This window comes from Methanosphaerula subterraneus (genome assembly GCF_052055875.1).
Lineage (GTDB): Archaea > Halobacteriota > Methanomicrobia > Methanomicrobiales > Methanospirillaceae > Methanosphaerula > Methanosphaerula subterraneus.
In genome coordinates this window covers 88,567-115,277 of the sequence record NZ_CP170508.1, presented here as the reverse complement: position 1 = coordinate 115,277, position 26,711 = coordinate 88,567, and the positions used below count along the sequence as shown (strand labels likewise).

Sequence of the window (26,711 nt, the reverse complement as noted above, 5' to 3'; positions counted from 1 at the left end):
AAGAATTCATCAGCCATCGACAATCCGCACGGTCAGAACGGCCACACGGGATGATACAAAAAAGGAGGAGAGATTCCCTTGGGAACCTCAGAGCATTGAGTTCAGTTTGACCAGGTCACCGAAATCGATCCTGGCGTTCGCATTGAAGTCGAAAGCAACTATCTGAGCAGGATCGGTGATTGAATCGAGATTGGTGTAGAGGATAACGACATCGTTGAAATCGAGCCGGCCGTTTCCGTCCACATCTTCATACCGGTGATCTCCATCGAGATCCCGCGGAGGGGTGGTCAGGGTTCCGATCGGCTTGACCGCCCCGGGCTGCGTGTCGGGGGTCTGGGTCGACGTCGTGACCGTCACCGTCGGAACCGGGATCGTGACCGGGATTGACGGAGTGGTGGTGATCTCTGGCGTCTGCACGGTCACCGGCGCACTGGGGTCCGGTTCAGGCGGCAGCACGACAACCGGCAGTGAAGTCACCTCGACCACAGGAATCGTTACCTGCGGGTCGGGGGTGACGGTGGTCACCGGCACGGAGGTCGCGTTCGGCAACGGAATGGTGGGGGTCGGTCCTGACCCTGACCCGGTTGATGCGACCAGAGGATATTTGTCGACGTTCGCACTGCTGAACTGGTACGGCTGGTCGCAGATACCATCCTTGTTCGCATCGGCATGCGTCTGCGAGAAACCGGTTCCGTCCGGAGTTCCCCAGAAGTTCCCGCCAACGGTGGAACCACCGGTGATCGAGGTGCCGGCCTGAGTCTGGACACTCCAGACGCTGGCAAGGTCCGCTCCACCGATCATGACGTCCCGGCTGTTGGAGAGGTAATTGTTGGTGATTGTATTCCCTGAAGACCGGCAGAGGAAGAGACCTGCTTCACGGTTATCCGTGATCCGGTTGCCGTTCACAGTATTCCGGTCTGAGGTCAGCGTCTCGTCCCCGAGGAGCGCGATACCGCCTTTATTATTGCTGAGTGTATTTCCGCTCATCGTGTTCCCTGACGAACAGGAGAGCCAGATACCATAATCGGTGTTACCGGTTGCGGTATTCCCTGAAATGGTACAACCCCGCGCTTCATAGAGCACGACACCACTCTGGCCGCTGGCCGATATGGTGTTCCTGATCATCGAAGTGCCGCTCGCATAATCGGCAAAAATTCCATAATCTGAGTTGTTGTTTATTGAATTATCAGAGAAGGAGTTTCCGTTCGAGAAGACAATGTACACACCCTGGTAATTTCCATTCATGGTGTTTCCATTGATCTGGTTTCCGGTGGTATCATAGACTGTCGATGAGGTGGACGCCACATAGACACCGGAGTCGGAGTTGCTGCTTGCGGTGTTACCGGTCAGGGTATTGTAACTGCTGGCGAACGAGAGCAGGATACCATGTTCGTTGCCAGTGGCGGTGCAACCAGTCACCTGGTTGTTGCTCGAGTAGGCCAGGCAGATGCCGGCATTGTTATTATGTGATGCAGTGACCCCGCTGATCTGTCCGTTGCTGACACCCTTAAAGTAGAGGCCATAGTGCCAGTCGGTTAACTTTACATTTTTGACTGTGACACGAGAGACTGAGTCTCTTCCGTTCACAAGTATGCCAAACGATCCTGAGGCTCCGGTCCCATCGATTGTGTGACCATTACCGTCAAAGATCACATCAGAAGACTGGATCCAGATGGCGGGTGACCCACCACCTGAGATGTCCTTGGTGAGGACATATGTTCCAGGCGATGAAATGACAGTCGGACCATTGACACTGATTGATCCTGCAGCGAGTGCCGACGGCACAAGGGTGACGAGCACCAGCATGATCAACAATGCCGTTAAAAAATGGCTGTGCTTCATAGCAATTGATACTTTGAAGTCACCCCATAAAACTGTTTCTAAATTCCCAAAGGTAATAATCTGGCAAAAAAAAGGTAGAAAAAATTCTATAACTTCATATACCAGTTCAGTATTTTATCTGATCTCCTCTGTAATGCCTCCGTTTCACGTCCATTTTCCCATCTTTTATGAATAATCTTGCGGTGAAAAGATGAATGCGTGCTATGAATAATTGGCCTGATATGATCTGCGGCGAGTCAAATTGACATCCAGATGGTATTACAAAAACACTGAAATAGAAAGCGATGAGGTGCGCCCTGATCTGACAGATATTCTGTTGCTCGTACTGCGGTGCCCGCAGTTTGAATCGGATCCAATCATTTATTACTACGAAAGGCATGCGCACAGTTTCCCAAAAAATACCGCCTGAAAGAAAAAACCCTCCAAAACCGGAGATTTGATCAAGAACTTATTCAAATATTGTGCCGACCTAAACACTGGAATAGTATGGAACCCGCAGAAAATATGGAGTACCAGGAAGCCTGTGAACGATTCAGCATCACGGTCCCTGATACCTTTAATTTTGGCTTTGACGTGATCGATGCCTGGGCAACAAAGAACAGGAATCAGCTCGCGATGATCTGGGCGAACGAACACGGTGAAGAGAAGAAGTACACCTTCAGAGATCTCAAGAACCTCTCCAACCAGGCCGCGAACATTCTTCTTAAGTATGGGATCCAGAAAGGAGACCGCGTGATTCTGTTCTTGCCACGGGTTCCGGAGTGGTGGATCTTTGCCATCGCCCTGATCAAGCTCGGTGCAGTATTCTGCCCCTGCCCCACCCTGCTGACCCCAAAGGATCTCAGGTACCGGATCAATGTGGGCAAATTCAAGATGATCATCACAAACCTCGAAAACGCAGAGAAGATCGAGGAGATCGCAGACCAGTGCCCTCCGCTCTCGACACGGTTTCTGGTCGACGGTGAAAAGAAAGGATGGGCGTCATTCCAGTATGAACTGCTCTACCCGGCCCCGGTCTCGCACAGAACGGTCTCCCTCCCGACCACCAAGAAGACCCGGGCCATCGATCCGATGCTGATCTATTTCACCTCAGGGACCACCGGGGAGCCGAAGATGGCCCTTCACAACCAGGCCTATCCGCTCGGCCACCAGGTCACTGCAGCCCTCTGACAGGATCTCAGACCCACCGATCTCCATTGCACGCTCTCCGATACCGGCTGGGCAAAGAACGCATGGGGAAATATCTTCGGACAGTGGATCCAGGGGGCATGCCTGCTGATCTTTGATACCAGGGGCAAATTCAATGCAACTGAAATCCTGCCGCTTCTGGAGAAGTACGAAGTGACCACCTTCTGTGCACCCCCGACGATCTATAGAATGCTGATCCTCGCCGATCTCGACAAGTTCGATCTCAGGGACCTCAGAAGATGTATGTCTGCGGGTGAACCCCTGAACCCCGAGGTGATCCGGGTATGGAAGGAGGGGACCGGCCTTCCAATCTGCGAGGGATACGGACAGACCGAGACGGTCTGCTGTATCGGAAATTTCCCGGGCATACCACCACGTCCGGGTTCGATGGGAAAACCGGCACCTGGATGGAAGATTGAACTCCATGATGACGAAGGGGTACCGGTACCTGTGCACGAAGAGGGGCGAATCGCGATCGGCCTCGATCCGCGGCCGGTCGGACTGGTCACCGAGTACCTTGAAAACCCTGAAGCCAACAAGGATTCGTTCAAAAACGGCTGGTATTATACCGGAGACAAGGCATACCGGGACGAGGACGGTTACTACTGGTTCGTCGGAAGGGACGACGACGTGATCAAGAGTGCCGGCTACCGGATCGGACCGTTCGAGGTTGAGAGTGCACTGCTCGAACACCCTTCAGTCCAGGAGTGTGCGGTTGTGGGTTCACCCGACCTGATCAGAGGGTTGATCGTCAAGGCGTTCGTCGTCCTGAACCAGGGATTTAATCCCTCAGAGGCGCTGATCAAAGATCTTCAGAACCATGTGAAACGGACCACCGCACCGTATAAATACCCACGGGCCATCGAATTTGTCGACGACCTGCCGAAGACCATATCCGGAAAGATCCGCAGAAATGAACTGCGGAGACAGGAGCGGGAGCGATCGGATAGTAATTAGTTCTACTTATGGAGAGATTATGAGAACACAGAGAACATTCAACGAGGCCGGGGAAGAGAATTCCCTCATGGTCCCGAACATGACCGACTACGATGAAGCGCGTGCCAACTTCCGGATCGATGTCCCCGAATTCTTCAACTTCGGGTTCGATGTGATCGATGCGTGGGCAAAGGAGGACCGGAACAGGCTGGCCATGATCTGGGTGGACCAGAAAGGGAACGAGAAGACCTTCACCTTCAGGCAGCTGATGAACCTCTCCAACCAGGTCGCCAATATGCTCCTCAAGTACGGGATCAACAAGGGCGACCGGGTGCTGATCATGCTGCCCCGGGTACCGGAATGGTGGATCTTTTCGATCGCCCTGATCAAGATCGGGGCGGTCTTCTGCCCGTGCCCGACGATGCTGACCCCAAAGGATCTCAAGTACCGGATCAATGCGGCCAAGTTCAGAATGGTGATCACGAACCTGGAGAACGCCGAAAAGATCGAGGAGATCTGGGACGCCTGCCCGTCGCTCACCTCCCGGTTCCTGACCGACGGGGAGCGGCCGGACTGGATCAATTACAAGAGCGAACTGACCTATCCTGCGCCGGCATCGCACAGGCTTGTGAATCTGCCGGGGATGAAGAAGACCAGAGCCATCGATCCGATGGTGATCTACTTCACCTCCGGGACGACCGGCGAACCGAAGATGGCCCTGCACAACCAGGCCTATCCGCTCGGTCACCTGGTGACCGGCGGACTCTGGCTCGATGTCCATCCCAATGATCTCCACCTGACCCTGGCAGATACCGGATGGGCCAAGTCGGCATGGGGCAAGTTCTTTGGACCATGGATGAAAGGAGCGGCGACGCTGGTCTATGATATCAGGTCAAAATTCAACTCCACCGAGATCCTGCCGATCCTGGCGAAGTACGAGGTGACCACCTTCTGTGCACCCCCGACGATCTATCGGATGCTGATCCTCGCCGACCTGGAGACCTTCGACCTCTCCCAGCTCCGCCACTGTGTCTCTGCCGGCGAACCGCTGAACCCCGAGGTGATCAGGGCCTGGAAGGAAGGGACCGGACAGACGATCTATGAAGGATACGGGCAGACCGAACTGGTCCTCTGCATCGGGACCTTCCCCTGTATGAAGGCAAAACCCGGGTCCATGGGGAAACCGTCCCCAGGATGGGATATCGTCCTCCTCGATGAGGAGGACCAGCCGGTTCCGACCGGTCAGGAGGGAAAGATCGCCATCAGGGTCAGTGAACGTCATCCGATCGGCATGTTCATGGGGTACCTGGAAGGGGATCACCTGAACGAGGATGTCTTTGCCAACGGGTGGTATTATACCGGGGACAAGGCATACCAGGACGAGGATGGCTACTACTGGTTTGTCGGCAGGAACGACGACGTGATCAAGAGTTCAGGCTACCGGATCGGGCCTTTCGAGGTCGAGAGCGCACTCCTCGAGCACCCGGCAGTGCAGGAGTCTGCCGTGGTGGGTTCACCGGATGTGATCAGGGGTATGATCGTGAAAGCATTCGTCGTGCTGAATCCCGGGTTCGCCCCTTCAGAGTCCCTGGTCAAGGAACTCCAGAAGTACGTGAAGAAGACCACAGCACCCTACAAGTATCCCCGGATCATCGAGTTTGTCGACTCGCTCCCAAAGACGCTCTCAGGCAAGATCAGACGGAACGAACTCCGGGCCCTTGAACTGAAGAAGAGTGAATAATTCAGTCCCATCTTTTTTTAATCCCCCGGTTCCGGAGGATACCAGATCTAGAGATCGAAAAAAGAGAATGAACCCGGCTGGTGCCGGCGGCCTGTACCGGCCCCTGCTGACCACGATCCGCGTTATTCAGACGGAGGGATGTCACAGGCATCCGCTTCGTGAGCATGGGCATGGGGATCGGGAATCGGTTCAAGCCCCTGCTTGACCCGGTAATCGTTGATAGCCTTGTGAATTCCCTCCTCTGCAAGCACAGAACAGTGCATCTTGATCGGGGGTAACCCGCCGAGCGCTTCGGCCACCGCCTTGTTGGTGGTCTCCCATGCCTCTTCAAGGGTCTTTCCCTTGATCAGTTCGGTCGCAATGCTGCTCGACGCCACCGCCGCCCCGCACCCAAAGGTCTGGAACTTGACATCCTCAATACGGTTCTCCCTGATCTTCAGGTAGATCTTCATGATGTCGCCGCACTTTGGGTTTCCGACCTCTCCGACACCATCCGCATCTTCAATCTCGCCCACATTCCGCGGGTTCATGAAATGGTCCATCACTTTATCGCTATACATTGCACGACCTCTTGTAATCTGCATAGAGGGGAGACATGGTCCGAAGTCTCTCCACAATTCCAGGGAGAACGCCGAGCAGATAGTCGACCTCCTCTTCTGTATTCTCCTCACCGAGGGTCAGACGGAGCGAACCGTGGGCCTGCTCGTGGGGTAGCCCGATCGCGAGCATCACATGGGAGGGCTCGAGGGAGCCGGAGGTGCAGGCACTGCCGGTGGAGGCACAGATCCCGGCATGATCGAGGAAGAGCAGGATCGATTCGCCCTCGATGAACTCGAACGAGATGTTCAGGTTACCGGGCAACCGTTCGGTCGGGTGACCGTTCAGGCGGGCGTGGGGGATCTTCTCCAGGATCCTATCCCGAAGCCGGTCCCGGAGAGCGATCAGACGTGCCGACTCCTGGTCCATCGACGCAGCGACCCGCTCGATGGCGACACCCAGCCCGACGATGGATGCCAGGTTCTCGGTCCCGGCCCGTCGTTTCTTCTCCTGTCCCCCGCCATGCATGAAATTATCGATCTTCACCCCTTTCCTGATGTACAGGGCCCCGACCCCCTTCGGACCATTGAATTTATGGGCTGAAAGGGAGAGGAGGTCGATCTGCATCGCGCCAACATCGATCGGCACATGGCCGATGGCCTGCACCGCATCGGTATGGAAGTAGATCCCCTTTTTACGAGCCAGTGCACCGATGGCCGCGATCGGTTCGATCGTTCCGATCTCGTTGTTCGCAAACATGATCGAGATCAGGATGGTCTTGTCGGTGATGGCAGCCTCGACGGCAGCCGGGTCGACCCGTCCGAACTCGTCGACCGGGAGGTAGGTGACCTCGAACCCCATCTTCTCCAGGTACTGGCAGGTGTGAAGAACTGCATGGTGCTCGATCACTGATGTGATGATATGGTTCCCTTTCTGTTTATTGGCAAAGGCAACCCCTTTGATCGCCCAGTTGTCAGCCTCGGTCCCGCCAGAGGTGAAGTAGATCTCCTCAGGTTTTGCAGAGAGCGCTCTGGCCACCTTCTCCCTCGCCTCGTCGACCGCCGCTTTCGCTTCGCGGGCGATCCTGTAGACTGAGGATGGGTTGCCAAAGTGGTCAGTGAAGTAAGGTAGCATCGCCTCCACCACTGCCGGTGCAGTGGCGGTTGTCGCCGCGTGATCCATGTAGACCAGTCTTCTCCCTTCCATTGTACTTGTTCTCCGCATCAAGATGGGCGAACCATATATATCAAGTTCGGGGTGACGGCATCAAAAACGACGAGATATTTCAGGGAAGAATCAGATGGGCACCGTGCTGGGACCAAAAAAGGATGACGGTCCTGACGGACCGGGGTGTGCTTTCACTCAGACGTGGTGGTATTGTTTGCCACCGCGGCTGCCGTGGAGGTGACCTCGACCTCTGCCGGTGCAGGGGTCAGGGGCATCTGGGCATGCGGGCCTGAGGGGAAGTCGATGTAGTCGATGTTCTGCTTGTTGCCGACGAAGGCCAGTTTCACCACATGGGTGCCTGCCGGGAGGTTCAGGTTCATCGGGACATCCACGAAGACGGTGGAGTCACCGGTGTTGGGAACCTGCACCGAGCCTGCCGGGGTGTTGTCGACACTGACGGTGATCGATCGTCCGTCCATCCAGCTGGCCACGTTGAAGAATGCCGTGTACCATCCGGCTGACGGAACAGTGACGGTGTAGGTCAGCCATTCGCCATCGGTGTTGTAGCCGACATCGTACCCGGTGGCACCGGCTTCGATATCAACATCCTGGTCAAGGCGGTATGCCTTTCCAAGGTTGCCGGCTGTCGTATCATAGTACGCTGCGCCTTTTCCACCGTTGTCATAGTCCTCGGCTTCGATACGGACCGGGAGGTTGTGGGGCTTGTATGCAGCCCCGGAGGTCGTCACGGTCGGAGTAACGGTGACTGTCGTGATCGGCACGACCGTGTTGGTCGGGGTTGGCACAATCGCAATGTCAAAGTAGTCGATGTTCTGGTGGTTGCCGTTGAAGGCCAGTTTCAGCACGTGCGTGCCTGCACCGAGGTGCAGGGTCAGCTGGACCGGCTGGTAGGTGCGGTCATTCCCGGTGTTCGGGACGTTGACCGTGCCGGCGACATCCCCGTCATTATCGCTGACGGTGATCGTCCGGCCGGCTTCCCAGGCGCCGACATTGAAGGTGGCCAGGTAGGTGCCGGCGGTCGCGACATCGACGGTGTACTTCAGGTACTCGCCGTCGGTGATGTAACCGACATTAAACCCGCTTGCGCCGGCTTCGACGTCCACACCTTCAGAAAGGCGGTACGCGTTCCCGAGGTTCAGCGGGGTCGAGTCGGAGTAAGCGACGCCGGCGCCGCCGTTGTCATAGTCCTCTGCCTCAACACGGGCCGGGAGGTTGTGCGCCTTGTACGGGGTCTCGGTGCCCGAGGTGACGGTGGTCGTCACGGTCGGGGTCACGGTGACCGTCGTGGTCGGGGTGACCGAGGTTCCGAAGTCAATGTAGTCGATGTTCTGGTGGTTGCCGTTGAAGGTCAGCTTCAGAACGTGCGTGCCTGCACCGAGGTTCAGGGTCAGCGGGACCGACTGGTAGGTGTGGTCATTCCCGGTGTTCGGGACGTTGACCGTGCCGGAGACATCCCCGTCAGCATCACTGACAGTGATCGTCCGGCCGGCTTCCCAGGCACCGACATTGAACGTAGCGGTGTAGGTGCCGGCGGTCGCGACCGTGAGGGTGTACTTCAGATACTCGCCGTCGGTGATGTACCCGACGTTGTATCCGGTTGCACCGGCTTCGATGTCGACGCCTTCAGAGAGACGGTACGCGTTCCCGAGGTTCAGCGGGGTCGAGTCGGAGTATGCGACACCGGCGCCGCCGTTGTCATAATCCTCGGCCTCGACACGGGCCGGGAGGTTGTGCGCCTTGTACGGGGTCTCGTTGCCCGGGGCGACGGTGGTCGTCACGGTCGGGGTCACGGTGACCGTCGTGGTCGGCGTGACCGTGGTAGTCGGCGTGACCGGGGTTCCGAAGTCGATGTAGTCGATGTTCTGGTGGTTGCCGTTGAAGGTCAGCTTCAGCACATGCGTGCCTGCACCGAGGTTCATGGTAAGGGCAACGGGCGCGAAGGCGCTCGAGCTGCCGGTGTTCGGGACGTTGACCGTGCCGGCGATATCCCCATCAGCATCACTGACGGTGATCGTCCGGCCGGCTTCCCAGGCACCGACATTGAACGTAGCGGTGTAGGTGCCGGCGGTCGCGACCGTGAGGGTGTACTTCAGGTACTCGCCGTCGGTGATGTAACCGACGTTGTATCCGGTCGCACCGGCTTCGATGTCGACGCCCTCAGTGAGGCGGTACGCGTTGCCGAGGTTCAGCGGGGTCGAGTCGGAGTATGCGACACCGGCGCCGCCGTTGTCATAGTCCTCGGCCTCGACACGGGCCGGAAGGTTGTGCGCCTTGTACGGGGTCTCAACACCCGGGGTGACGGTGGTCGTCACGGTCGGGGTCACGGTTGGCGTGACGATCACGGACGTGGTGTGCAGCGGGAGGTTGTCGGTGTTTCCGGTGGTGATCACGAGAGGCTGGTCGCAGAAGCCGTTTCCATCGGAATCTGCGCTGGTCTGTGAATACCCGGATCCATCCGGCTTGCCCCAGAAGTTACCACCGATCGACGGACCGCCCACGATGTTGGCGCCTGCAGTCTGTCCGGTGTTCCATGAGTTCGCACCGATGGTACCCCCGAAGAGGGCATTGTAGAGGTTGCTGAAGTTGTTGTTGTATACGGAGTTTGCGGAGGCGCTGTAGATGAACAGCCCTGCATTGGTGTTGTTGGTGATGGTGTTCCCGTTCACCGTGTTGCCGTTCGAATCAAAGATATAGAGACCCTGATTACTGTTGCCGGTGAGGGTGTTGTCACTGACGGTGTTCGTTCCACTCGAGGTGGAGAGGATGATACCACGTCCGTTGCCGCTCAGCGTGTTGCCGGAGATGGTGTTCCCGGTGCTGCCTGAATAGAGCACAATCCCTGCGTTGGCGTTCCCGGTCGGGGTGACGCCCTGGATTGCACTGTTCTGGGCATTCAGGAAGTAGATCCCGTAGAACCAGTTGCTCAGGCGCACGTTCTTGATGGTAACGCCGGTGATCGGGGTGCTGGAGTCCTTCGAGACGAAGATACCGGCGGAACCCTCTTTGTTCACTCCACTGATCTGATGGCCCTGGCCATCAAAGATGACGTTGGATGATTTGATCTCTATACATACGATCTGGCTGCTGCTTGTGATATCCTGTGTGAGCACATAGGTGCCGGGCTCGGTGATGACCACCGGACCGTTCACAGAGATACTTGCCGCGGCTGCTGGAAGGACCAGCAGTGCGGTTGACAGTACCAGGAGGATGGCAAACGCCATCATGCTTCTCAATTGGGTATTCCAGTTCATGTAGTACACCTTGAAAACCTTCTCCTAAAATGAGAACCAGACGCCACATTCTGTGTTACATCCAGGGCGAGGTTGACATTATCAACTCTAGCAAATTTCAATGAGGTACAATTCACCTATATTCCATATATTCCTTTAGGTTGGGTCAGACCGATTTACGGTTACTTACGAGAAAAAGCAAATATTAAAGGAATTTTCCCGATCTATCCCTGCATCAGAGGAATCGAAGAGGTCTCATCCGCTGCCGGCCGGCCGGGAGATCGGAAGAGCAGAGCCGGTGGGATATCCGGCTGATCCCCGATTTCAGCCGGGATAGCCCCTCATCAGGTGGTGCCGGACAAGGGATGCCAGACCTGGAGCGATCTCCTCAGATCGCCTCCCGTCGAGAGAGAACGGTCGCCAGAGCCGTATATTCTTCCACGATCCTTACGTATCGTTGCGGTATCCCCCCATCTGCGAACAATATAATGAGAAAACCGATCTGCGCTCCATCTTCTGTTCGAACCGGGGCGAACCGGGAGATATCCGCAGATCATGGAATAATCAGAAATTTGCCGGCAATTCTTCAGACAATGAGGCGACCGCCGGCACCCCCTTCGACGCGCTCGTGGAGACGACGCTCGTCGACAGGAATTCCCGGTGCCTGCACCCGCCCCTGCCCTATTGATAGCCGCCCCTGCCCTATTGATAGTTCCGTGCCGGCCCTCCGTTCTGTGTGAGTTGGTTACCTGATGGTCATGCCCCGGCGCGTGTTAAGGGAGGAGATGTCTGTAGTTGAATACCAGGGTGGGGAGATGGCCAGGAGGCAGGGTCATCCAGATTCACCGTCGTGTTGAACCCGTCGGTCCGGGCTTCACAGTTCGCGAGGATTGAATCATCGCTGTATCCTGAGATCGTGATCTGGTTGCGGGTGAGCGTCGCCTGATAGGTTTCACCCGTCACGCTGTCGACATTCAATTCCACGCTCGAGAAAGTATCCTTGGCCGGGTCGTGGGTATAGTCACCCAGGAACCCGAAGTAAGATTACCGGCCGTTTTCGATCATGCTGGTGATGGTGCTACGATCCTGTCTTCCCCCCTCCCCTGTAATGGTAGATGCTGATATACCCCTGCAGATGTGCGGTATATCAGATTCAGGCCGGCCGACCTGCCGAGGCATAAAGGCCGCCGCCTTCTATCCTGCACTGACCAGGGCGGCCGGGTTTCCCCCTAGGAATCTAGGGGAGGGGTCCGCATCAATGCTTACATCTCGTTGAACAGGATGACGACATCATTGAAATCGATCTGGCCGTTCTTGTTGAAGTCAAATGCACTGACCGGTTCATTCGTGGCGATCCAGTCCATATTGTTGAAGAAGAGGACCACGTCATTGAAGTCGATGGCCCCGTTGCCATTGACGTCCTTATAGAGCCCGTCATTGTTGAGGGCGTGCGGAACGGCGGATCCGCCCGGAACCTGCTTCACAGGTGAGACTGTCGGGGTGGTGGTGGGGGCCGGAGTGCCACCCTGCCCTGTGAAGATCATGATGCGGCCAGAAACCGAGATATAGACGTTGCCGGTTGAATCCACGGTGATATAGTGGGGATAGGAGTACGGCACATCCAGTGTGCTGACATAGGTTCCCGACGACGTGAATTTCTGGACACGTTTGTTGCCTGAATCGGCGACGTAGACGTTGTCCACGCCGTCGACCGCGATGCCGCCAATATCAACGAACTTTCCGTCCGCACCGCCGTTACCGCCCCATTCAGTGATGAAGGCGCCGGTCGATGTGAACTTCCGGACACGGTCTTTTAAATAGTAGTTTGAGCTGTAGCCGGTAACGTAGACGTTGCCCACACTGTCGACCGCGATGTCTTGGGGAAAGTATGACAGGTAATCCTCGGAGCCCATAGTTCCCCACTTCGTGACGAACGTCCCGTTCGACGTGAACTTCTGGATCCGCTCGTTATTCCTGTCGGTGATATAGACGTTGCCGGCGCTATCGACCGTAATCCCCGTGAGAGTGTAGAATTGCCCATCTCCCGAGCCACGAGTGCCCCATTTCGTTACAAAAGTGCCGTCTGATGTGAACTTCTGGACACGTTCTGCCATGTCATTTGGATCGAAATTCCCAGGTGGTGATGAGTCAGTCACGTAAACGTAGCCCGCGCTATCGACTGCTATTCCTCTGATTATACAGAACTCTCCATCGTCGAAACCGAAGGTCCCCCACTTTGTGACGAAGGTGCCGTTCGACGTGAACTTGTAGACAGTGTTATTTCTATATAGGGTAACGGTGTTGAGACCTGTGTCAATAGCATAAACGTAGCCCGCCGTGTTATCGACCGCAATGCAGACCGGGTTAAAACCGGTGGTGATTATCTCGGAGTATGGCAATGTATTACCCTTCGAAAACTTCTTGACCCTACAATCGTTCGGATCGGTAACGTAGACGTTGCCCGCGCTGTCAACCGCGATGCCAACGGGGTTCCTGAACAGTCCATAATCAGAGCCCCAGGCGCCCCACAATGTGACGAAGTCACCCGACGACGTGAATTTCTGGACGCGGTTATTGCAATAATCGGCGACGTAGACGTTGCCCGCGCCATCGACCGCGATGCCGTAGACACCAGCGACATTGGAATCGACCCAGAACTGCCCGTCTTCCGAGCCAAAACTGCCCCAATTTGTGATGAAAGTACCAGTTGATGTAAACTTTTGGACTCGGCAATACCCCGAATCGGTGACATACACGTTACCCGCACTATCGACCGCGATGCCTAGGGGGCTGCGGAACCCCCCCCCTCCCCCCATTGGGTGACGAAGGTACCAGTTGACGTAAATTTTTGGATCCGGTTGTTGCCTGAATCGGCGACGTAGACGTTCCCGGCGCTGTCCACTGCGATGCCACGTGGATAGCTGAACTGCCCGTCTCCCGAGCCTTCGGTGCCCCATTTCGTGATAAATGTACCGGATGAATCGAACATCTGGATCCGGTTGTTGTCGGTGTCGGCGATGTATACGTTACCGGCGCTGTCCACTGCGACACCTTTGGGATTGTAGAACTGCCCATCTCCCGAGCCACGAGTGCCCCATTTCGTTATGGATGTGCCAGTCGACGTGAATTTCTGGATCTGGTTGTATTTCGAATCAACAACGTATAGATTGTCAGCCCAGTCCACCGCAATCCCATAGGGATCAAAGGAGTTTTGCTCTCCCCAATTCGTGACAAACTTATACACTTCCCCCGCCATCACAACCTGAACGCTGCTACAGAGGAGCAACAGGACACAGAATATATACAAAAAATATGAAGATCTCATTCAGAACCACCCTGAATATCTCTCAATTGATGACTCTCATATTAACCATTTCCATTCAAATTTTTCTGGGTCTCCTTTCACTATCTAAAAATACCATTTTACAGGTACAAACCGCCTGGCAATCTTCGATTCCCGGGGATCAGATAAGCCTCGAGAGAGCCCCCAGTATTGGTGCTGGCGACGAAGGAGCCGAGCGGAAGAGGACCCAATGAACCCAGCCGGCTGGAGGCGGTTGGGCGGTCCCGCTGCCCGACGACCGGAAGCCGGACGTCCTGCCGGCAGGCGGGCTGAGGTCCTTCAGCAGGAGGGCGGGCGAGTATGCCGGAGGGGGACCGCGTCCAACCCAGGCGGCCCGACCATCAGGTCTGCATAGTGGAGGAGGCGGAGTGGAGCGTAGCGGAGCCGGGACCGGGCGAAGCGGAGCCGGAATGGAAGCCGGCCGGAGCGTGGGAACGTTGACCAGGACCACCACCAGATCAGCGAATCGGTCGCCGGCCGAGCGTAGAAAGCCCACCGTGCCCCCAGGTAGGACGGGTTCAGTCTCTTCGGGGCGAGCGGCCGAGCGATCACAAGGATCAGACTAAAAACCACGCGAAAGAAAGAAGAATTTGAATTCAAGGGCCGAGATCACAATTTGAGTCATCAGCACCCCCTCTCCATCTGGTGACAGGTGACAGGTGATGACACCTCTTTCAGATAACTTCTCATGTGTACTCTCATGAAGGACGTATACCAAATAGGTGTCACTGCCTGTCACCTGTCACCCGTCACGTTTTGAACATGCCCATCATGTGACCCCCCGATCTGTGGATTCAGCCAGAGAGGGGTCACCGGTAACGAGTGAAACCTGTGCCACCAGGGGCAGCGGCACCTCGATCGACGGAGCCGGCTTGGTGGCGATCGCCTCAGGCACCGCATCCGGGGATCTGAAGCGGACCAGTACGAACGTCTGGAACGACGACGGCGACACGGGCTATCTCTATGATGGCTCGGGCCGGCTCGTCAGTCAGAGGAGGGGACGATCATGAACGTGACAGTCGACAGATTTGAGGGAGAGACCGCGGTCCTCCTAGTGCGGCCTGACGAAAATCATAAGATTTTCTTTCCCCGGGAATTGTTGCCCGGTGTAGAAGAAGGGGATATTCTTGATATCACCACGACACGTGAGATACAGGAGACCGAAGAGGCACGACAACGGGTTTCATCATTGATTGAGAAGTTTGAGGCAGAAAGGGGCTTGACTACCTGCAACGAAGATTCACTCCTCATACTTGTAGGAGCGATCCTCATGAACCTGAACGAGGAGTGGGTGATTGGCAGAAAGTATTTGACAATGAAGGAGAGATGATCAGTCACGAATACAGGGCTCGCTGAAATTACTACAATTGTGAAACACTTCTTTACTCATGTCAGATATTCCTCGTTACACAAAGATTGGTAAGTGTATCTACTGCGGAACCGAGCAAGGAAAATTAACCAATGAGCATATCGTACCGTTGGGTTTGGGCGGCACTGTTGTTTTAAAATCTGCAAGTTGTCTAGCCTGTGCGAAGATCACCTCACAATTTGAGAGAGACATTCTCCGGGGTCCATTTCTCAATCCACGATTAGCAGTTGGAATGCCAACGAGACATAAAAAAACAAGGCCCACCCAGATTCGATACGCCGATCTGTTCAATAAGCACGGCGAAAGAGTTGCTGTAGAGAATGATTCGTCGCTCTTACTTTTATCCATTATTGAATTTCCCCTCCCTGCCTTTGTTGATAAGAGAGGATATAAAAATGGGGCAGATGTGATAGCAGTGCGGACAATCAAAGTAGCCGGCCCCGACATCAAGGATTTACAACAGTCCGGAATCACTTCTATCGAATATCCAGAGACCTATGTTGCAACTTCCTTTGCACGATTCATCGCGAAGATTGCCCATGGATTTGCAGTGGCTTTCTATGGTCTCGATAGCTTCGAAGAACTCTTTCTACCCTCATCAATTCTTGGAACAACTGGAGATATCTGCAGGTGGGTCGGCTGCTTGACACCCCCCGTTCTTGGAAGGATTAAAGAAGTCCATCATATTTCCTTATATCAAGATCATTCAGTTGTAATAGCGCACATCAAACTTTTTGCATGCTGGGAAACCCCAGAATATCTCGTCGTTGTTGGACGATTAAACGAGGATTATCATTACCCCCCAGATTTAGAAATAAAAAGCGATCACGTGTCAAGTCAGATTATCATTGACCCGGACTATCACGAGGAACCTGGAACGACATTATTTGGGGAGTGCGCAGATCCGGATTTAGAAATCGCTTTCAATTCTCGCACTCACTACGAATGGCTAACCCAGAGATCCGCATCGAACAATCATGAATCCGGAAAGTGAGAGAGACCTTGAGAGTCCCTTATCAATAACGTTTACGTATTTCGACCAGCCGCTCGTCATACTCGTGTTTAATCTGCCGCGCCCGTTCCAGTGACCCCTCAAAGAAGCCGGCCTGCAATGGTGCCCAGTTTGCGCCGTCACGCTTGATTTCGTTCTCGACCCCTAAAAGAGGATTATGAGGATTACCTCGATTCGACCGCTGAATAAATGAGCTGAATGAGCCCCGGGCTTCGTTAGATTGTCGCTTGAAGTAATCCGCATGCACGAGACAACAGAGGTATTCAAAGTAATCGAAAAGGTACAGGAACTCTGCGTCCTGCATCACGATGTCAGTGAACTCTTTACTGAGATCCTCCCGGAGTTTATCACTCAACGGAAACATCGAAGAGGAATAGTTGAGGCGGAGAACGCGGCTTGCGACGTCATTATCCAATTTTAAAATATTAAAGGGAAAGAGCTTCATGACTGCCGGAATATCGTTCCCAATTCCATAACCTGACACCTTAGTATCGACCAGGAGAGTCCGGAGCAGATTATAGTTCTTCGATGCCAGGGCTGAGATGCCGCTGGCATAGAGAAGCCGCAACGCAGGATACCACTGCAGTTGGATCCATGTATTGGTACCTGAATCCGTCACAGTATCTAAGACTGCTTTAAGGGATGATCCCCATAGGGAATTGTGTCCTTGCCGGCCCCAAAAGGAACCTGCAACCACCATGGAGACTAGCGAGGAAAGAACTGAATCATATTCCTGAATTCTTAACCCATAATCATTCAGAGTAATTACCTTTGGAGTTTTTTCCAGATCGTTCATGGATAGGAGTCTGGAACTGACGGAACGGGTCTCACGTACAACAAGATCATTGAGTGCAATGTCCCATCGCTCTTCGGAAAGATAGAACTTGACCTGCTCCGCCGCCATGCTCGCCGTGAGTGGAGTCATGTGAGCCATCCGGTCGAGGGCTGCAACCTTCATCTCAAGATCGCTGAAAAAGACATTTGCATCCTCTATGGTAACAAACACTCCTTGACGGGCCATAACTATTGGTCTGGCCTTTTCCGCGATCTCACCACGGGTTGCCCAATATGTGGTGTATCTGCTCAAATTTTCCGTGAGGAGACCCCGCAGACCAATATCTGATGTGGATGACCAACCGCATATTATCAGACCATACTCGGTAAACACCTTTTTGAGTAGTTTCTCCATTCCAGCCGGATACACACTCACCTCTGTGGTTGTATTCCGGATATCAGGGTCTTTGTAATCACCGTTGACTTTGATGATCAGAGTTTGGATATGTTGAAGGGGATCGATGCGTTCAGCCTCCTCTGAGGAACGAACCATGGTGAATGGAACGTTGGCTTCGGTGAAGGCTTGCTCGAGGAGACGATCGAAATTCGTTGTCAGGATCACCTGAAAGAACCCCTGTTTCACTAATTGCGTGATTGAATGATGCGCTTGGGTCGGTCGTTTTCGTCCATGGATCTGATCGAGCTCCCCTGGCTCGAATAAATCATTGAGTGCATTCCTTCGTTCAGAGGCAGAGGGATAGAGGGTCTCAAGTAACTTTGAATAATCAGGATCATCTTTGAATTCAGCATTGAACCAGGCTTCCGGATCGTCACCGCATTCCTGACCCCGGGCGCATGCGAGTTTTCGGATTAAAAGATGGACAACGTCCCGACCTGTTGGAATTCCCGCAGATACGGAGAGGCCGCTTCCGAGAAAGAGGGCGAAGACCCGGCGGTTTGCCTGAATAGAGAGAGCGAGAGGGGCGAGTGGATCAATGGCTGGGAAAATTTCGGACATAAGCGATGAATTATCAATTGCCATTGTAAGGATTCAATGTCTCGATTTCATTCGGTTGAGTAGCACATCCTAGGAAGCAGAGTTTATCCAAGTAGTAACTCGACCCCCCGGTGCTCCTTCCGCCTCACCGCGATGCCAACGATAACTGGTCAGCGTTGACACCCACCCTGCTAGTCCCAGAAAAAAGAATCCTCCCGTACTCCTCGTCCTCCACCGAGACCCCCTCATACGCATCCTTGTTGTTAAGATTGATGGCGAGCCCATCAGCACCGTCTTCTCCTTGATCCAGGACCTGACCACCGCTGCCTCCGGCCATATCGCCACCAGCAAAGACAGCGAGACCCCACCGGCAGCCGGCAACCCGGACGGCATCACGGCGAGGACGACCCGAAAGAGCCGGGAGTCCTGGCTGCTCGCAGCCCGTTCCGTGAATAACTGAGTCAGGCAAGGTCAGTAGGGCAACGAGGCCGGCAACCAGAAGACAACAGTCGCCCCTCGGAGGCTTTCACCTTCTTCGGAGAATACGGGAAGGTATTCAGCACTACGGGGTACCAGTGGAGTTTTTTGTACTGCCTTGCCTGTTTTGCGAGAGGCATCATCAGGCATTTTCCATCAATCATATACACGGCGGGCTTTCCTGCAAAGAGAGTCTGGGTTGGATGGAAATACAGGCGTTTTGAGTTCACAAGGTTAAGGAAGAGAGCCGACCCCTCTTCTGTGAAACCCGTCCACAGAATGATAGTATCCAGACCTGTCAGCGAAATGCACTGCGTCCCACCAAAGTACTGGGGGAACTCCCGTTCCAATTGAACAAACGATACATGCGTTTCTTCGGCTACATATTTTACAATCTCATCTCCATTCATGCCTTAAACCTCCGTTTGATTGATCTACACCTTCAGATAATAGAAGTTGTTGCTGCTCGCAGCCAGCTCCGTGAATAACTGAGTCAGTCCTGGCCGGCAGATCCCCCACGATGAGCACGGGACCGGCACCCCACACGCGAGCGGAGACAAAGCGGGCGGCACCCCTGGTATACCGGCCGATCCCCGGCACCCCACACGCGAGCGGAGACAAAACCGGCACCCCGCCCGAGCCGCTGGTCGGCCCGTCCTCGACTTTTCCAATCGTTACACTCACGAGAAGAGGCCAAAAGTGGGGACTAGAAGTCCCGATATGAGGTTTTTCGGGGGTGTACCTCGAGGACCAGGATCAGGAACCGATCGTCTACGATCTCAAGCAGAACGCTGAACCCCCCCGCGTGAAAGGAGTAGACGGGCGCCGAGGTCTTCAACTTCTTGATATGGCCTCGGGGATCCTCCTTTACTCGTCCGAGCGCTCGGATAATGCGCTGTGCGTCCGCTCTCTCGATCTTCTGGAGGTCTTTCTTTGCCCTGTCTGTATATTCGATCGTGTACAGGGTCATTCGACCCCGAAGGCCGCCTTGATATCGGCTTCTGAGTGGATGCGGCCGGCCTTGATGTCCGCAAGGGCCTCCTCGAGGCCGGCGATCTCTTCGCTTGAAAGCGGCTCGGGATCGTAAGCCCGGCAGACGACACGGGCGATCACGTCGCTGTACGACTCTCGCGGATGCACCTTGAGGCCGTCGAGCATTCCTTTGATCTCCGGCTTCACCTTGATCGTGGCAATGGCGCCCATACACCTGGGTAGCCCTTCGGGGACATAAGGCTACCTATTCCGGCAGCCGTTCAAGATCGTGCTCCTCGCAGCAATCGTGGCGGCCGCCTTTGTGGCCGTTGAACGGCTCCACCAGATCACGAATCGACGGCTGCGAGATCTGATACAAAAACCTGCCACTACCATTCTTCGAAATATACACGGCACGAAGGCATCCGTAAAACGTAGTCGACACGCCCAGAGGAAGTACCCAAAACAGTTCTGAAAAGAAGGCCGATTGTGCAATTGAGATTGCAGGATTGGGCGTGACACCCAAATCCCCTGACGCCCCGGCCGGGACTCGAACCCGGGTCAAAAGCTCCGGAGGCTTCTAGGATATCCACTACCCTACCGAGGCAGGCGTCTCCTCTAATATTGGCGGTGATCGTATAAAAAAAGACGCGGCGATCAGTGCCGCTGGTGATAGGTCTGCCAGATCTTGCAGGCCCCTTCGTGGCTGACCATGCAGGGGCCGACCGGCGTCCTGGGCGTGCAGACCTTCCCGAAGAGGGCGCAGTCCGAGGGTTCTGCCACGCCCCGGAGCACGCGATCGCAGATACAGGCCGAATGCTTGGTCACCTTCTTGAAGACAAGGTCGAACTTCCGCTGGGCATCGTAGCCGGCGAACTCCTCCCGCAGCTTAAGCCCTGACTGCGGGATCACCGGGAACCCGCGCCACTCGACATCGCAGGGCTCGAAGACCTCGTACATCAGGTGCTGCGCCTTGACATTCCCCTCCCTGGTCACGGCACGGGGATAGGCGTTCTCAACGACCGCCCGCCCCTCCTTCACCTGCCGGACGAGCATCAGCAGCCCGAGCAGCACGTCCTCGGCCTCGAAGCCGGCGACCACCTGCGGCACCGGGAACTGCTCGTACTCCTGGTACCCCATCACCACGCAGACGTGTCCGGGAAGGAGAAAACCGTCGATCTTCCCCTCTCCCTGCGCGAGGAGCCACTTCATCGCCGGCGGCACCAGCCGGTGGCAGGAGAGGATGCTGAAGTTCTCCGGCGGTTTCGCCAGCAGTGTCGCGGCCACCGTCGGAGCCGTCGTCTCGAACCCCACCGAGATGAAGACCACCTCCCGGTCGGTCTGCTCGGCGATCTCCACCGCCTTGTGAACCCCCTGGACGATCCTGATATCCCCGCCCGAAGACTCCAGCGTCCCGTTCGACCCGGGCACCCTGACCAGGTCCCCATAGGTGGCCACGATGCACCCGCGTTCTGCCAGTTCAACGGCCGCATCGATCTCCCCCTGGGGAGTGATACAGACCGGACACCCGGGCCCCATCACGATCTTCAGCCTCTCCGGGAGCACGCTCCGGATCCCATGCCGGGCGATGGCAGCCTCATGCGTCCCGCAGATATGCATCAGCGAAATATCCCTGTCCACTGTCTGCCGCAGTGTCTCGACGATCTCCTTTCCAACAGCCATGCGTACTCATAGGTTTATACCTCCATCCCCAAAAGAGTACACGTTATGCAGGACCAGATCCTCCTCGCCATCGCCATCGTCCTGGCCGGGCTCTGTGCTGCGGTCTTCATCTACGAACTCGGAATCCGGCTGCAACGCCGGCTCGCCATGCACCAGCACCCGTTCTTCTCATTCGGCGACGCCGTCCTGATCGCCCTGGGGAGACCCCTGATCGTGGCCGTCATCACCGTCACGCTCTACGTCGCGCTCAGGTACTTCACTCCCCTCCCCGACACCTACCGGTGGCTGCTCGACAGCAGGTACCTGATCGCGGTCTACGTGCTCATCGGGGCATGGATCGTCTCGAACTTCTCGCTCACCATCATCAAGAATTATGCAGCCTGGCAGGAAGCCCGTCCGGACCGGGAGGTCGACATGCGGTTCCTGGACCTGCTCAGACTCTCGGCCCAGTACCTGATCTGGTTCATCGCCCTCCTCTTCATCCTCTCCTACCTCGACATCAACATCACCCCCCTGCTGGCCGGGGCCGGGATCGCCGGGCTGGCCGTTGCGCTGGCCGCCCAGGACCTCCTCTCCAACATGCTCGGGGGAGCCATCATCATGGTCGACCGCCCGTTCGCCCTGAACGACAAGGTCAGGATCGAACCGTACACCGGCACCGTGATCAGGGTCGGGATCAGGTCGACGCGCCTCAGGACCGCCGAGCACCAGATCGTGACCATCCCCAACGCAAAGATATCAGGGAATATCGTGGTCAACTACTCGGTCCCGGACATCATGCAGAAGATCCGGGTCAGGGTCCCGATCAGGTACGGACCCTCGATCGACCAGACCAGGGAACGCCTCAGGACGATCGCCACACAGGCCGTAGCACAGTACGCCGGCGACCGCACCGACCTGCCGCCTCCCGAGATCTATCTGACCCATTTTTTGAAGGATCATCTCATCTTCGAACTGATCATATCCGGGCCGGATCATGCCGAACCCAGTGCCATCAGGGACCAGATCTATAGAAAGATCGCAGAAGAAGAACAGGGGGGACTGATCCCGTACCCCCTGGACCAGAGAGACCGTCCCTGATCAGAAATTTGCACGCTGGGGATCGGAGATCGCTTCCTTGCCCCGGACATTTCCGGAGATCTGTTCTGCTGAACGGAACGCATCCTTGATCCCATAGATCAAAAACCGTTCAATCTGTTCGAAGAGGGAGCCCGGCGGCTGAGAAGACGCCGCAGTCAAAGGCATCGATGCAGCCTGGCCGCTGGCGGTGATCCCCGGGACAGGAATGATCGACAGCGGAGACGGAGAGGGGGTGGGGACGGTCGTCACGGTCGTCGGCGGTGAGATCGCAAGGTGCGTGCTCAGGGTTCGATCCGGGTCCACGTAGCCGACATACCCGTTCGTCGTGAACCAGCACCGGCCATCAGCATCCATGAAGACCCGCTGGACATATGAATCGTCCCCGATACCCTCGCTCCTCTGGTACCGGACCACCGGATGCCCGTCCTGCCAGGCAACGAGTCCGCCCGGCGTTCCAATCCAAAGCGTCCCGTCGGGCGACGCCACGATATCGGTGATCTCATGAATATCATAGGCGAGATCATCGGCAGTCAGAATAGTCTGGAAGTGGCCGTCGGCCGCATAATGGGCAACCAGGCTCTGGTTGAAGGCATACACCCCGCCCATCGGGTCATACCTGACATGGTTCAGCCCGGTGTACTTCTGGTCCGGGTCAGGGACCTGCTTGAACTGGACCGGGTCGGAGTGGTCCGGAACCTCCCAGAGCCCGCCATCACTGGCCGCCAGGATCAGGGCCCCGTTCTTCTCATCCACCGCCATGCTGTCCACCCCGTAGCACCCGGGACCATAGTTCTTGAACGGCTGGAACCAGGTCCAGGTCCCATAGGCATAGCGGTACAGGCCGGACGTCCCCACCGAGACCCACATCTCCTGGTCCCACCGCTGCATGTCATGAACACTCAGCGAGACGAACGCCTGCGGATCGTCGAAGACCCTGTAGGCGACCCCGTCAAAACGCTGCATTCCGTCAGGGTACCCGATCCAGAACCCGCCCCGATGGTCGTAGGCCAGGGCAACGACCATGTCGTCGAGGAGACCCTGGCTCCGGTTCACCGGGTTGGCATGATGGATCGTCCAGGTACTGCCGTCATAGGTCGAGATCCCATTGTCTGTTGCAAGGATCACCTGTCCGTTCGGTCCGTCGACCAGGTCGTACACGCGATCCGAAGAGACCGAGCCGGCGCCCGGGGCGAAGAGATGCACGGCTCCAGAAGCAGGCACAACCAGAAAGAGCAGGGTTATCAGAAGAACGATCAGATCTCTTGGCACGTTCCATCCGCCCGTTTGATGTTGACCTTCCCGTGTCCGGACGGGTTGTACATCACCGACCGTCCCACATTTCCACCGACCACCTCTCCGGTGACGCGGATCCTCTTCGCTTCGAGGGCCTCCTTGATGGCCTTGATGTTCCGTTCCCCGATGTTCAGGTTATTCCCGAAGAAGGCGAACATGCTCGCTCCCCCAACCAGCTTCGCATGGATGTTCGGCTGCCGGCACCCCTGTGCACAGAGCCCGTCGACCAGCAGCGGGACTGCCGTATCTGCATACTTCCCCGGGCGATCGGACCGGCCGTTGCTCTCAGGGAGCATCACATGCGCCATGGCGCCGATCCCCCGGGATTCATCATGCAGGATGACAGCCACACAGGAGCCGAGCCCGATCGTAGCCTTCGGTTCTTCACCGATATGATACTCTCCAATCCCGATGATGATCGCAGATCCTTCAAAGAAATTCGATGCTCTCACCATGGATCATCTCCTTCACTGAATCGGTCCCACCAGTTCCTCCAGGAGGCGGAGGATATCATTCAGCGTACGGGTATCCGGCATGAACAGAATATCCGATTTAATCCGGTGCTCCTCACTGTTCAGTTCTGTCTTGAAGAGGATCACCTCGTTGACATCCGCGTCCATCTGAGAGATGATCGACTCGAGCCCGGCATGGGCCATGTCGATGGCCATTGCAGGCGGGGACGGCAGCATCACGATGCCGAGCAGCTCTGCAGTCCCGTCGAGGAAGGCCGAGATCATGATATTCCCGACCTCCAGCAGTGCACTCCGGTCCATCTCATCGATCTCCCGCTCCATATCGGTCATACCGAGCATCGTATTGGTCAGACGGAGGGCCGACTCTTTGGGAACAAAGAGGATGATATAGCCGCCCGGTTCAAGCTCGCCCTGCAGGGAGAAGACCACCATGGCTGCATATTCATCCCCGATATGATCACAGAGATCCCCGATATCAACGACCTTGATCTCGGGCACGCTCATCTCGATCTGAGACATCAACATCTGAGAGAGTGTCGTGGCTGCGTGTGCAGCGCCGATGTTACCAAGCTCCCTGATGGCATCCAGTTGTACATCTGTCAATTGCATTTCATCTTCTCCGGTTATACCATCGTATTTACATCAAGTACCGGTACGACATCGCCGTCACCGAGTATGGTGATCCCGCTGACACCACGCGAACTTCCGATCAGCCGGCTGAGGGGTTTGACCACCACCTCCTGCTGACCTTCGACGGTATCGAGCGGGATTCCGCATTTCTTCTCCATATACTGGATTACAAGCACAATATCGCTGTGCTCTGGCTTGCCGAACATCTCGTCAAGCCAGTAGATCGGGAGGACCTCGTCCCGCAGAAGGATCGCCTCGCCGCTCCCGATCTGGTGGACAGCCTGCATATCAAGGGTCGCCACCTCGACGATGCTGTTGATCGGGATCGCACATCGTCTGCCATTGATCCTGACGATCATCACCTGCACGATCGCCATCGTCGGCGGAAGGACCAGCTCGAACCGGGTCATCTTTCCAAGGACGGTCTTCACATTGACCGATCCCTTCAACGACTCGATCGCACTCTTCACCACGTCGAGGCCGACACCCCGACCGCTGATATCGGTGATCTTCTCGGCTGTACTGAACCCGGGCTGGAAGAGGATGTTGACCACCTCGTCATCGGTCAGGGCATCGGCGGCCTCCCTGGTCATCAGCCCTTTCTGGACCGCCTTGCTGCGCACACGCACGACATCGATCCCGGCCCCGTCATCGGTCAGTTCGATGATCACATTGTCCCGGTCGCGGCGGGCAGAGAGGCGGACCGTCCCGATCCTCTCCTTGCCCACACGCTCCCGGATCTCGGGGGATTCAATCCCATGGTTGATGGCGTTCCTGATCAGGTGAAGGAGGGGATCACCCAACCCGTCCATCACACTCCGGTCGAGTTCGGTCTCACCGCCCTCCATCAGGAACTCGACCTCTTTGCCGTCATATTTGGCGACATCCCGGACGACCCGTGGAAACCGGTTGAAGATCTGATGGAGCGGGATCATTCTGATGTTCATCATCAGGTTCTGCAGTTCAGAGACCGAACGCTCGACCACGCTGATCGCCTCGTCCATCTCCTTGATCCTGTACTGCTCGGCGATCTGCTTCATCCGGCCCCGGTTGATCACCAGGTCTTCGACGAGGTTCATCATGTGATCGAGCTGCTGGATATCCACCCGGAGATTTTTGATCTCCCGGTTCTTCTCCCGGACCTTCGGTTCGTCCTCATCACGAGCCTTATGAACCACAGAATCCGGGGAGGCCTGGGCGGCCGGGGTGAGCGCCTGTTCGACCACCCGGACAGCCTGAACGTCGGACCCCTCGGCCGCCACCTTCAGAGAATCCGGGCCGGCGTCGCTCTGAACCACCACCGTGAGTTCTGCCCCGCAATCCCCGTCATCGATGGCGGCACGGGAGGGCGTGGTCTCAAGGATCGTCCCCAGCGCCTCCAGGCTCTGGATGACCAGGAGGGCCCGGATGTCCTTCATCAGGCATTCGTCCTTCAGCGTCACCTGCACGGAGTACACCGGGAGGCCGTCCTGGAGGGCTGGCGGGTCCGCCGTATCGCCGGCAGGCTGTACCTCCTGAGGAACAGATGCAGGTGCCGTACCACGAGCAGACGACGCCTTCAGATCCGCCCATTTTTTCAGGGAACTGATCAACGTCGCTGCTTCAGAGTCGGCGCCATCACCTCCGCCCTCGATATTATCGATCATCTCCTCGATCACATCGGCGGCAGAGAGGAGAAGATCCATCAGATCGCTGCTGATCTGCAACGACCCGCTCCGGATGTTCTGGAAGATGTCCTCCATGGAGTGGCAGAGGTGCTCCGGTTCGTCGAACCCCATCGATGCCGAAGCTCCTTTGAGCGTGTGAACGGCCCGAAAGATCTCATCGATGGCGGTATCGTCCGCACCCTGTTCGAGGACCAGCAGCCCTTTCACCATATTCTCATGGTTTTCACGGGATTCTGCAACAAAGAGCCCCCGGTACGCTTCAAATTCTGACATGCAACC

At 56.1% G+C, this 26,711-nt stretch carries 22 protein-coding genes, 1 tRNA gene and 3 pseudogenes; 8 read left to right on the top strand and 18 right to left on the bottom strand.

The features are described from left to right. Positions 1-87 precede the first annotated feature (87 nt). Positions 88-1,842, bottom strand: coding sequence for a NosD domain-containing protein (locus ACFKSJ_RS00585; RefSeq protein WP_440950338.1), 1,755 nt, complete (start codon positions 1,840-1,842; stop codon positions 88-90). 486 nt (positions 1,843-2,328) lie between these two features. Here ACFKSJ_RS00585 and ACFKSJ_RS00580 point away from each other — a divergent pair. Both ACFKSJ_RS00580 and ACFKSJ_RS00575 read left to right on the top strand, forming a co-directional pair. After that, positions 2,329-3,987 (top strand): annotated as a pseudogene (locus tag ACFKSJ_RS00580) (acyl-CoA synthetase). A gap of 19 nt (positions 3,988-4,006) precedes the next feature. After that, positions 4,007-5,707: an AMP-binding protein gene (locus tag ACFKSJ_RS00575; protein ID WP_440950337.1), complete on the top strand. Its 1,701-nt coding sequence runs from the start codon at positions 4,007-4,009 to the stop codon at positions 5,705-5,707. 122 nt (positions 5,708-5,829) lie between these two features. On the opposite strand, the gene nifU is transcribed toward ACFKSJ_RS00575, so the two are convergent. The 3 genes from nifU to ACFKSJ_RS00560 form a co-directional block, all read right to left on the bottom strand. Beyond that, a complete protein-coding gene (gene nifU, locus ACFKSJ_RS00570) occupies positions 5,830-6,267 on the bottom strand; it encodes a Fe-S cluster assembly scaffold protein NifU (protein ID WP_440950336.1) in 438 nt (145 codons plus the stop codon). Beyond that, positions 6,260-7,450, bottom strand: coding sequence for a cysteine desulfurase NifS (gene nifS, locus ACFKSJ_RS00565; RefSeq protein ID WP_440950335.1), 1,191 nt, complete (start codon positions 7,448-7,450; stop codon positions 6,260-6,262). Before nifS ends, nifU begins: the two co-directional genes overlap by 8 nt. Before the next feature lie 152 nt (positions 7,451-7,602). Next, complete coding sequence (locus ACFKSJ_RS00560; RefSeq protein ID WP_440950334.1) at positions 7,603-10,683, bottom strand: carbohydrate-binding protein; 3,081 nt, start codon at positions 10,681-10,683, stop codon at positions 7,603-7,605. 436 nt (positions 10,684-11,119) lie between these two features. On the opposite strand from ACFKSJ_RS00560, the gene ACFKSJ_RS00555 reads away from it, so the two are divergent. Then, positions 11,120-11,350: a hypothetical protein gene (locus tag ACFKSJ_RS00555; protein WP_440950333.1), complete on the top strand. Its 231-nt coding sequence runs from the start codon at positions 11,120-11,122 to the stop codon at positions 11,348-11,350. Positions 11,351-11,924: 574 nt separating this feature from the next. On the opposite strand, the gene ACFKSJ_RS00550 is transcribed toward ACFKSJ_RS00555, so the two are convergent. From ACFKSJ_RS00550 to ACFKSJ_RS00535, 4 genes and pseudogenes are all read right to left on the bottom strand, one after another. Further along, positions 11,925-12,776, bottom strand: a complete 852-nt coding sequence (locus ACFKSJ_RS00550; protein ID WP_440951435.1) for an SBBP repeat-containing protein — start codon at positions 12,774-12,776, stop codon at positions 11,925-11,927. Between the two features lie 339 nt (positions 12,777-13,115). Next, positions 13,116-13,478 (bottom strand): annotated as a pseudogene (locus ACFKSJ_RS00545) (6-bladed beta-propeller); the annotation flags it as partial. Then, positions 13,445-13,948, bottom strand: a complete 504-nt coding sequence (locus ACFKSJ_RS00540) for a 6-bladed beta-propeller (protein ID WP_440950332.1) — start codon at positions 13,946-13,948, stop codon at positions 13,445-13,447. The pseudogene ACFKSJ_RS00545 and the gene ACFKSJ_RS00540, both read right to left, overlap by 34 nt. 336 nt (positions 13,949-14,284) lie before the next feature. Then, complete coding sequence (locus tag ACFKSJ_RS00535) at positions 14,285-14,557, bottom strand: hypothetical protein (protein WP_440950331.1); 273 nt, start codon at positions 14,555-14,557, stop codon at positions 14,285-14,287. Between the two features lie 236 nt (positions 14,558-14,793). On the opposite strand from ACFKSJ_RS00535, the gene ACFKSJ_RS00530 reads away from it, so the two are divergent. The 3 genes and pseudogenes from ACFKSJ_RS00530 to ACFKSJ_RS00520 all read left to right on the top strand — a co-directional run bounded on the left by ACFKSJ_RS00530 (position 14,794) and on the right by ACFKSJ_RS00520 (position 16,368). Next, entirely contained in the window at positions 14,794-15,015 is a 222-nt protein-coding gene (locus tag ACFKSJ_RS00530; RefSeq protein WP_440950330.1) for a hypothetical protein, read from the top strand. Then, a pseudogene (locus ACFKSJ_RS00525) lies at positions 15,012-15,194 on the top strand (DUF3006 domain-containing protein); the annotation flags it as partial. The gene ACFKSJ_RS00530 and the pseudogene ACFKSJ_RS00525, both read left to right, overlap by 4 nt. A 199-nt stretch (positions 15,195-15,393) precedes the next feature. After that, entirely contained in the window at positions 15,394-16,368 is a 975-nt protein-coding gene (locus ACFKSJ_RS00520; RefSeq protein WP_440950329.1) for an HNH endonuclease, read from the top strand. A gap of 22 nt (positions 16,369-16,390) precedes the next feature. On the opposite strand, the gene ACFKSJ_RS00515 is transcribed toward ACFKSJ_RS00520, so the two are convergent. Continuing rightward, positions 16,391-18,202 (bottom strand): SIR2 family protein, encoded by a 1,812-nt coding sequence (locus tag ACFKSJ_RS00515; RefSeq protein ID WP_440950328.1) that lies wholly within the window; start codon positions 18,200-18,202, stop codon positions 16,391-16,393. 256 nt (positions 18,203-18,458) lie between these two features. Here ACFKSJ_RS00515 and ACFKSJ_RS00510 point away from each other — a divergent pair, with 256 nt between their 5' ends. Continuing rightward, positions 18,459-18,617: a hypothetical protein gene (locus ACFKSJ_RS00510; protein ID WP_440950327.1), complete on the top strand. Its 159-nt coding sequence runs from the start codon at positions 18,459-18,461 to the stop codon at positions 18,615-18,617. A gap of 1 nt (position 18,618) precedes the next feature. Here ACFKSJ_RS00510 and ACFKSJ_RS00505 read toward each other — a convergent pair whose 3' ends face one another. The 5 genes from ACFKSJ_RS00505 to hypD form a co-directional block, all read right to left on the bottom strand. Next, the gene (locus tag ACFKSJ_RS00505; protein WP_440950326.1) at positions 18,619-19,044 is read right to left on the bottom strand and encodes a hypothetical protein; all 426 of its coding nucleotides are present in this window, start codon (positions 19,042-19,044) and stop codon (positions 18,619-18,621) included. A 296-nt stretch (positions 19,045-19,340) separates the two neighbouring features. Continuing rightward, the gene (locus ACFKSJ_RS00500; protein ID WP_440950325.1) at positions 19,341-19,604 is read right to left on the bottom strand and encodes a type II toxin-antitoxin system RelE family toxin; all 264 of its coding nucleotides are present in this window, start codon (positions 19,602-19,604) and stop codon (positions 19,341-19,343) included. Further along, positions 19,601-19,837, bottom strand: coding sequence for a hypothetical protein (locus ACFKSJ_RS00495; protein WP_440950324.1), 237 nt, complete (start codon positions 19,835-19,837; stop codon positions 19,601-19,603). Before ACFKSJ_RS00495 ends, ACFKSJ_RS00500 begins: the two co-directional genes overlap by 4 nt. 304 nt (positions 19,838-20,141) lie before the next feature. Continuing rightward, positions 20,142-20,213 (bottom strand) — tRNA-Arg (locus tag ACFKSJ_RS00490). A gap of 50 nt (positions 20,214-20,263) precedes the next feature. Beyond that, complete coding sequence (gene hypD, locus ACFKSJ_RS00485) at positions 20,264-21,289, bottom strand: hydrogenase formation protein HypD (protein ID WP_440950323.1); 1,026 nt, start codon at positions 21,287-21,289, stop codon at positions 20,264-20,266. A gap of 45 nt (positions 21,290-21,334) precedes the next feature. Here hypD and ACFKSJ_RS00480 point away from each other — a divergent pair, with 45 nt between their 5' ends. Beyond that, entirely contained in the window at positions 21,335-22,369 is a 1,035-nt protein-coding gene (locus ACFKSJ_RS00480; RefSeq protein ID WP_440950322.1) for a mechanosensitive ion channel family protein, read from the top strand. On the opposite strand, the gene ACFKSJ_RS00475 is transcribed toward ACFKSJ_RS00480, so the two are convergent. The 4 genes from ACFKSJ_RS00475 to ACFKSJ_RS00460 are packed head-to-tail and all read right to left on the bottom strand — an operon-like array spanning position 22,370 to position 26,705. Next, on the bottom strand, positions 22,370-23,590 hold the full coding sequence (locus ACFKSJ_RS00475) for a hypothetical protein (protein ID WP_440950321.1): 1,221 nt from the start codon (positions 23,588-23,590) through the stop codon (positions 22,370-22,372). A gap of 32 nt (positions 23,591-23,622) precedes the next feature. Then, on the bottom strand, positions 23,623-24,117 hold the full coding sequence (locus ACFKSJ_RS00470; RefSeq protein ID WP_440950320.1) for a chemotaxis protein CheD: 495 nt from the start codon (positions 24,115-24,117) through the stop codon (positions 23,623-23,625). Positions 24,118-24,129: 12 nt separating this feature from the next. Further along, entirely contained in the window at positions 24,130-24,744 is a 615-nt protein-coding gene (locus ACFKSJ_RS00465; protein ID WP_440950319.1) for a chemotaxis protein CheC, read from the bottom strand. Positions 24,745-24,758: 14 nt separating this feature from the next. Then, positions 24,759-26,705 (bottom strand): chemotaxis protein CheW, encoded by a 1,947-nt coding sequence (locus ACFKSJ_RS00460; protein ID WP_440950318.1) that lies wholly within the window; start codon positions 26,703-26,705, stop codon positions 24,759-24,761. Positions 26,706-26,711: the final 6 nt, after the last annotated feature.

Bases quoted from the DNA above. Each gene is read 5' to 3' on its own strand.
- ACFKSJ_RS00585 (WP_440950338.1), bottom strand. From the start codon at position 1,842: ATGAAGCACAGCCATTTTTTAACGGCATTGTTGATCATGCTGGTGCTC.
- ACFKSJ_RS00575 (WP_440950337.1), top strand. From the start codon at position 4,007: ATGAGAACACAGAGAACATTCAACGAGGCCGGGGAAGAGAATTCCCTC.
- nifU (WP_440950336.1), bottom strand. From the start codon at position 6,267: ATGTATAGCGATAAAGTGATGGACCATTTCATGAACCCGCGGAATGTG.
- nifS (WP_440950335.1), bottom strand. From the start codon at position 7,450: ATGGAAGGGAGAAGACTGGTCTACATGGATCACGCGGCGACAACCGCC.
- ACFKSJ_RS00560 (WP_440950334.1), bottom strand. From the start codon at position 10,683: ATGAACTGGAATACCCAATTGAGAAGCATGATGGCGTTTGCCATCCTC.
- ACFKSJ_RS00550 (WP_440951435.1), bottom strand. From the start codon at position 12,776: ATGGCAGAACGTGTCCAGAAGTTCACATCAGACGGCACTTTTGTAACG.
- ACFKSJ_RS00520 (WP_440950329.1), top strand. From the start codon at position 15,394: ATGTCAGATATTCCTCGTTACACAAAGATTGGTAAGTGTATCTACTGC.
- ACFKSJ_RS00515 (WP_440950328.1), bottom strand. From the start codon at position 18,202: ATGGCAATTGATAATTCATCGCTTATGTCCGAAATTTTCCCAGCCATT.
- ACFKSJ_RS00505 (WP_440950326.1), bottom strand. From the start codon at position 19,044: ATGAATGGAGATGAGATTGTAAAATATGTAGCCGAAGAAACGCATGTA.
- ACFKSJ_RS00500 (WP_440950325.1), bottom strand. From the start codon at position 19,604: ATGACCCTGTACACGATCGAATATACAGACAGGGCAAAGAAAGACCTC.
- ACFKSJ_RS00495 (WP_440950324.1), bottom strand. From the start codon at position 19,837: ATGGGCGCCATTGCCACGATCAAGGTGAAGCCGGAGATCAAAGGAATG.
- hypD (WP_440950323.1), bottom strand. From the start codon at position 21,289: ATGGCTGTTGGAAAGGAGATCGTCGAGACACTGCGGCAGACAGTGGAC.
- ACFKSJ_RS00480 (WP_440950322.1), top strand. From the start codon at position 21,335: ATGCAGGACCAGATCCTCCTCGCCATCGCCATCGTCCTGGCCGGGCTC.
- ACFKSJ_RS00470 (WP_440950320.1), bottom strand. From the start codon at position 24,117: ATGGTGAGAGCATCGAATTTCTTTGAAGGATCTGCGATCATCATCGGG.
- ACFKSJ_RS00465 (WP_440950319.1), bottom strand. From the start codon at position 24,744: ATGCAATTGACAGATGTACAACTGGATGCCATCAGGGAGCTTGGTAAC.
- ACFKSJ_RS00460 (WP_440950318.1), bottom strand. From the start codon at position 26,705: ATGTCAGAATTTGAAGCGTACCGGGGGCTCTTTGTTGCAGAATCCCGT.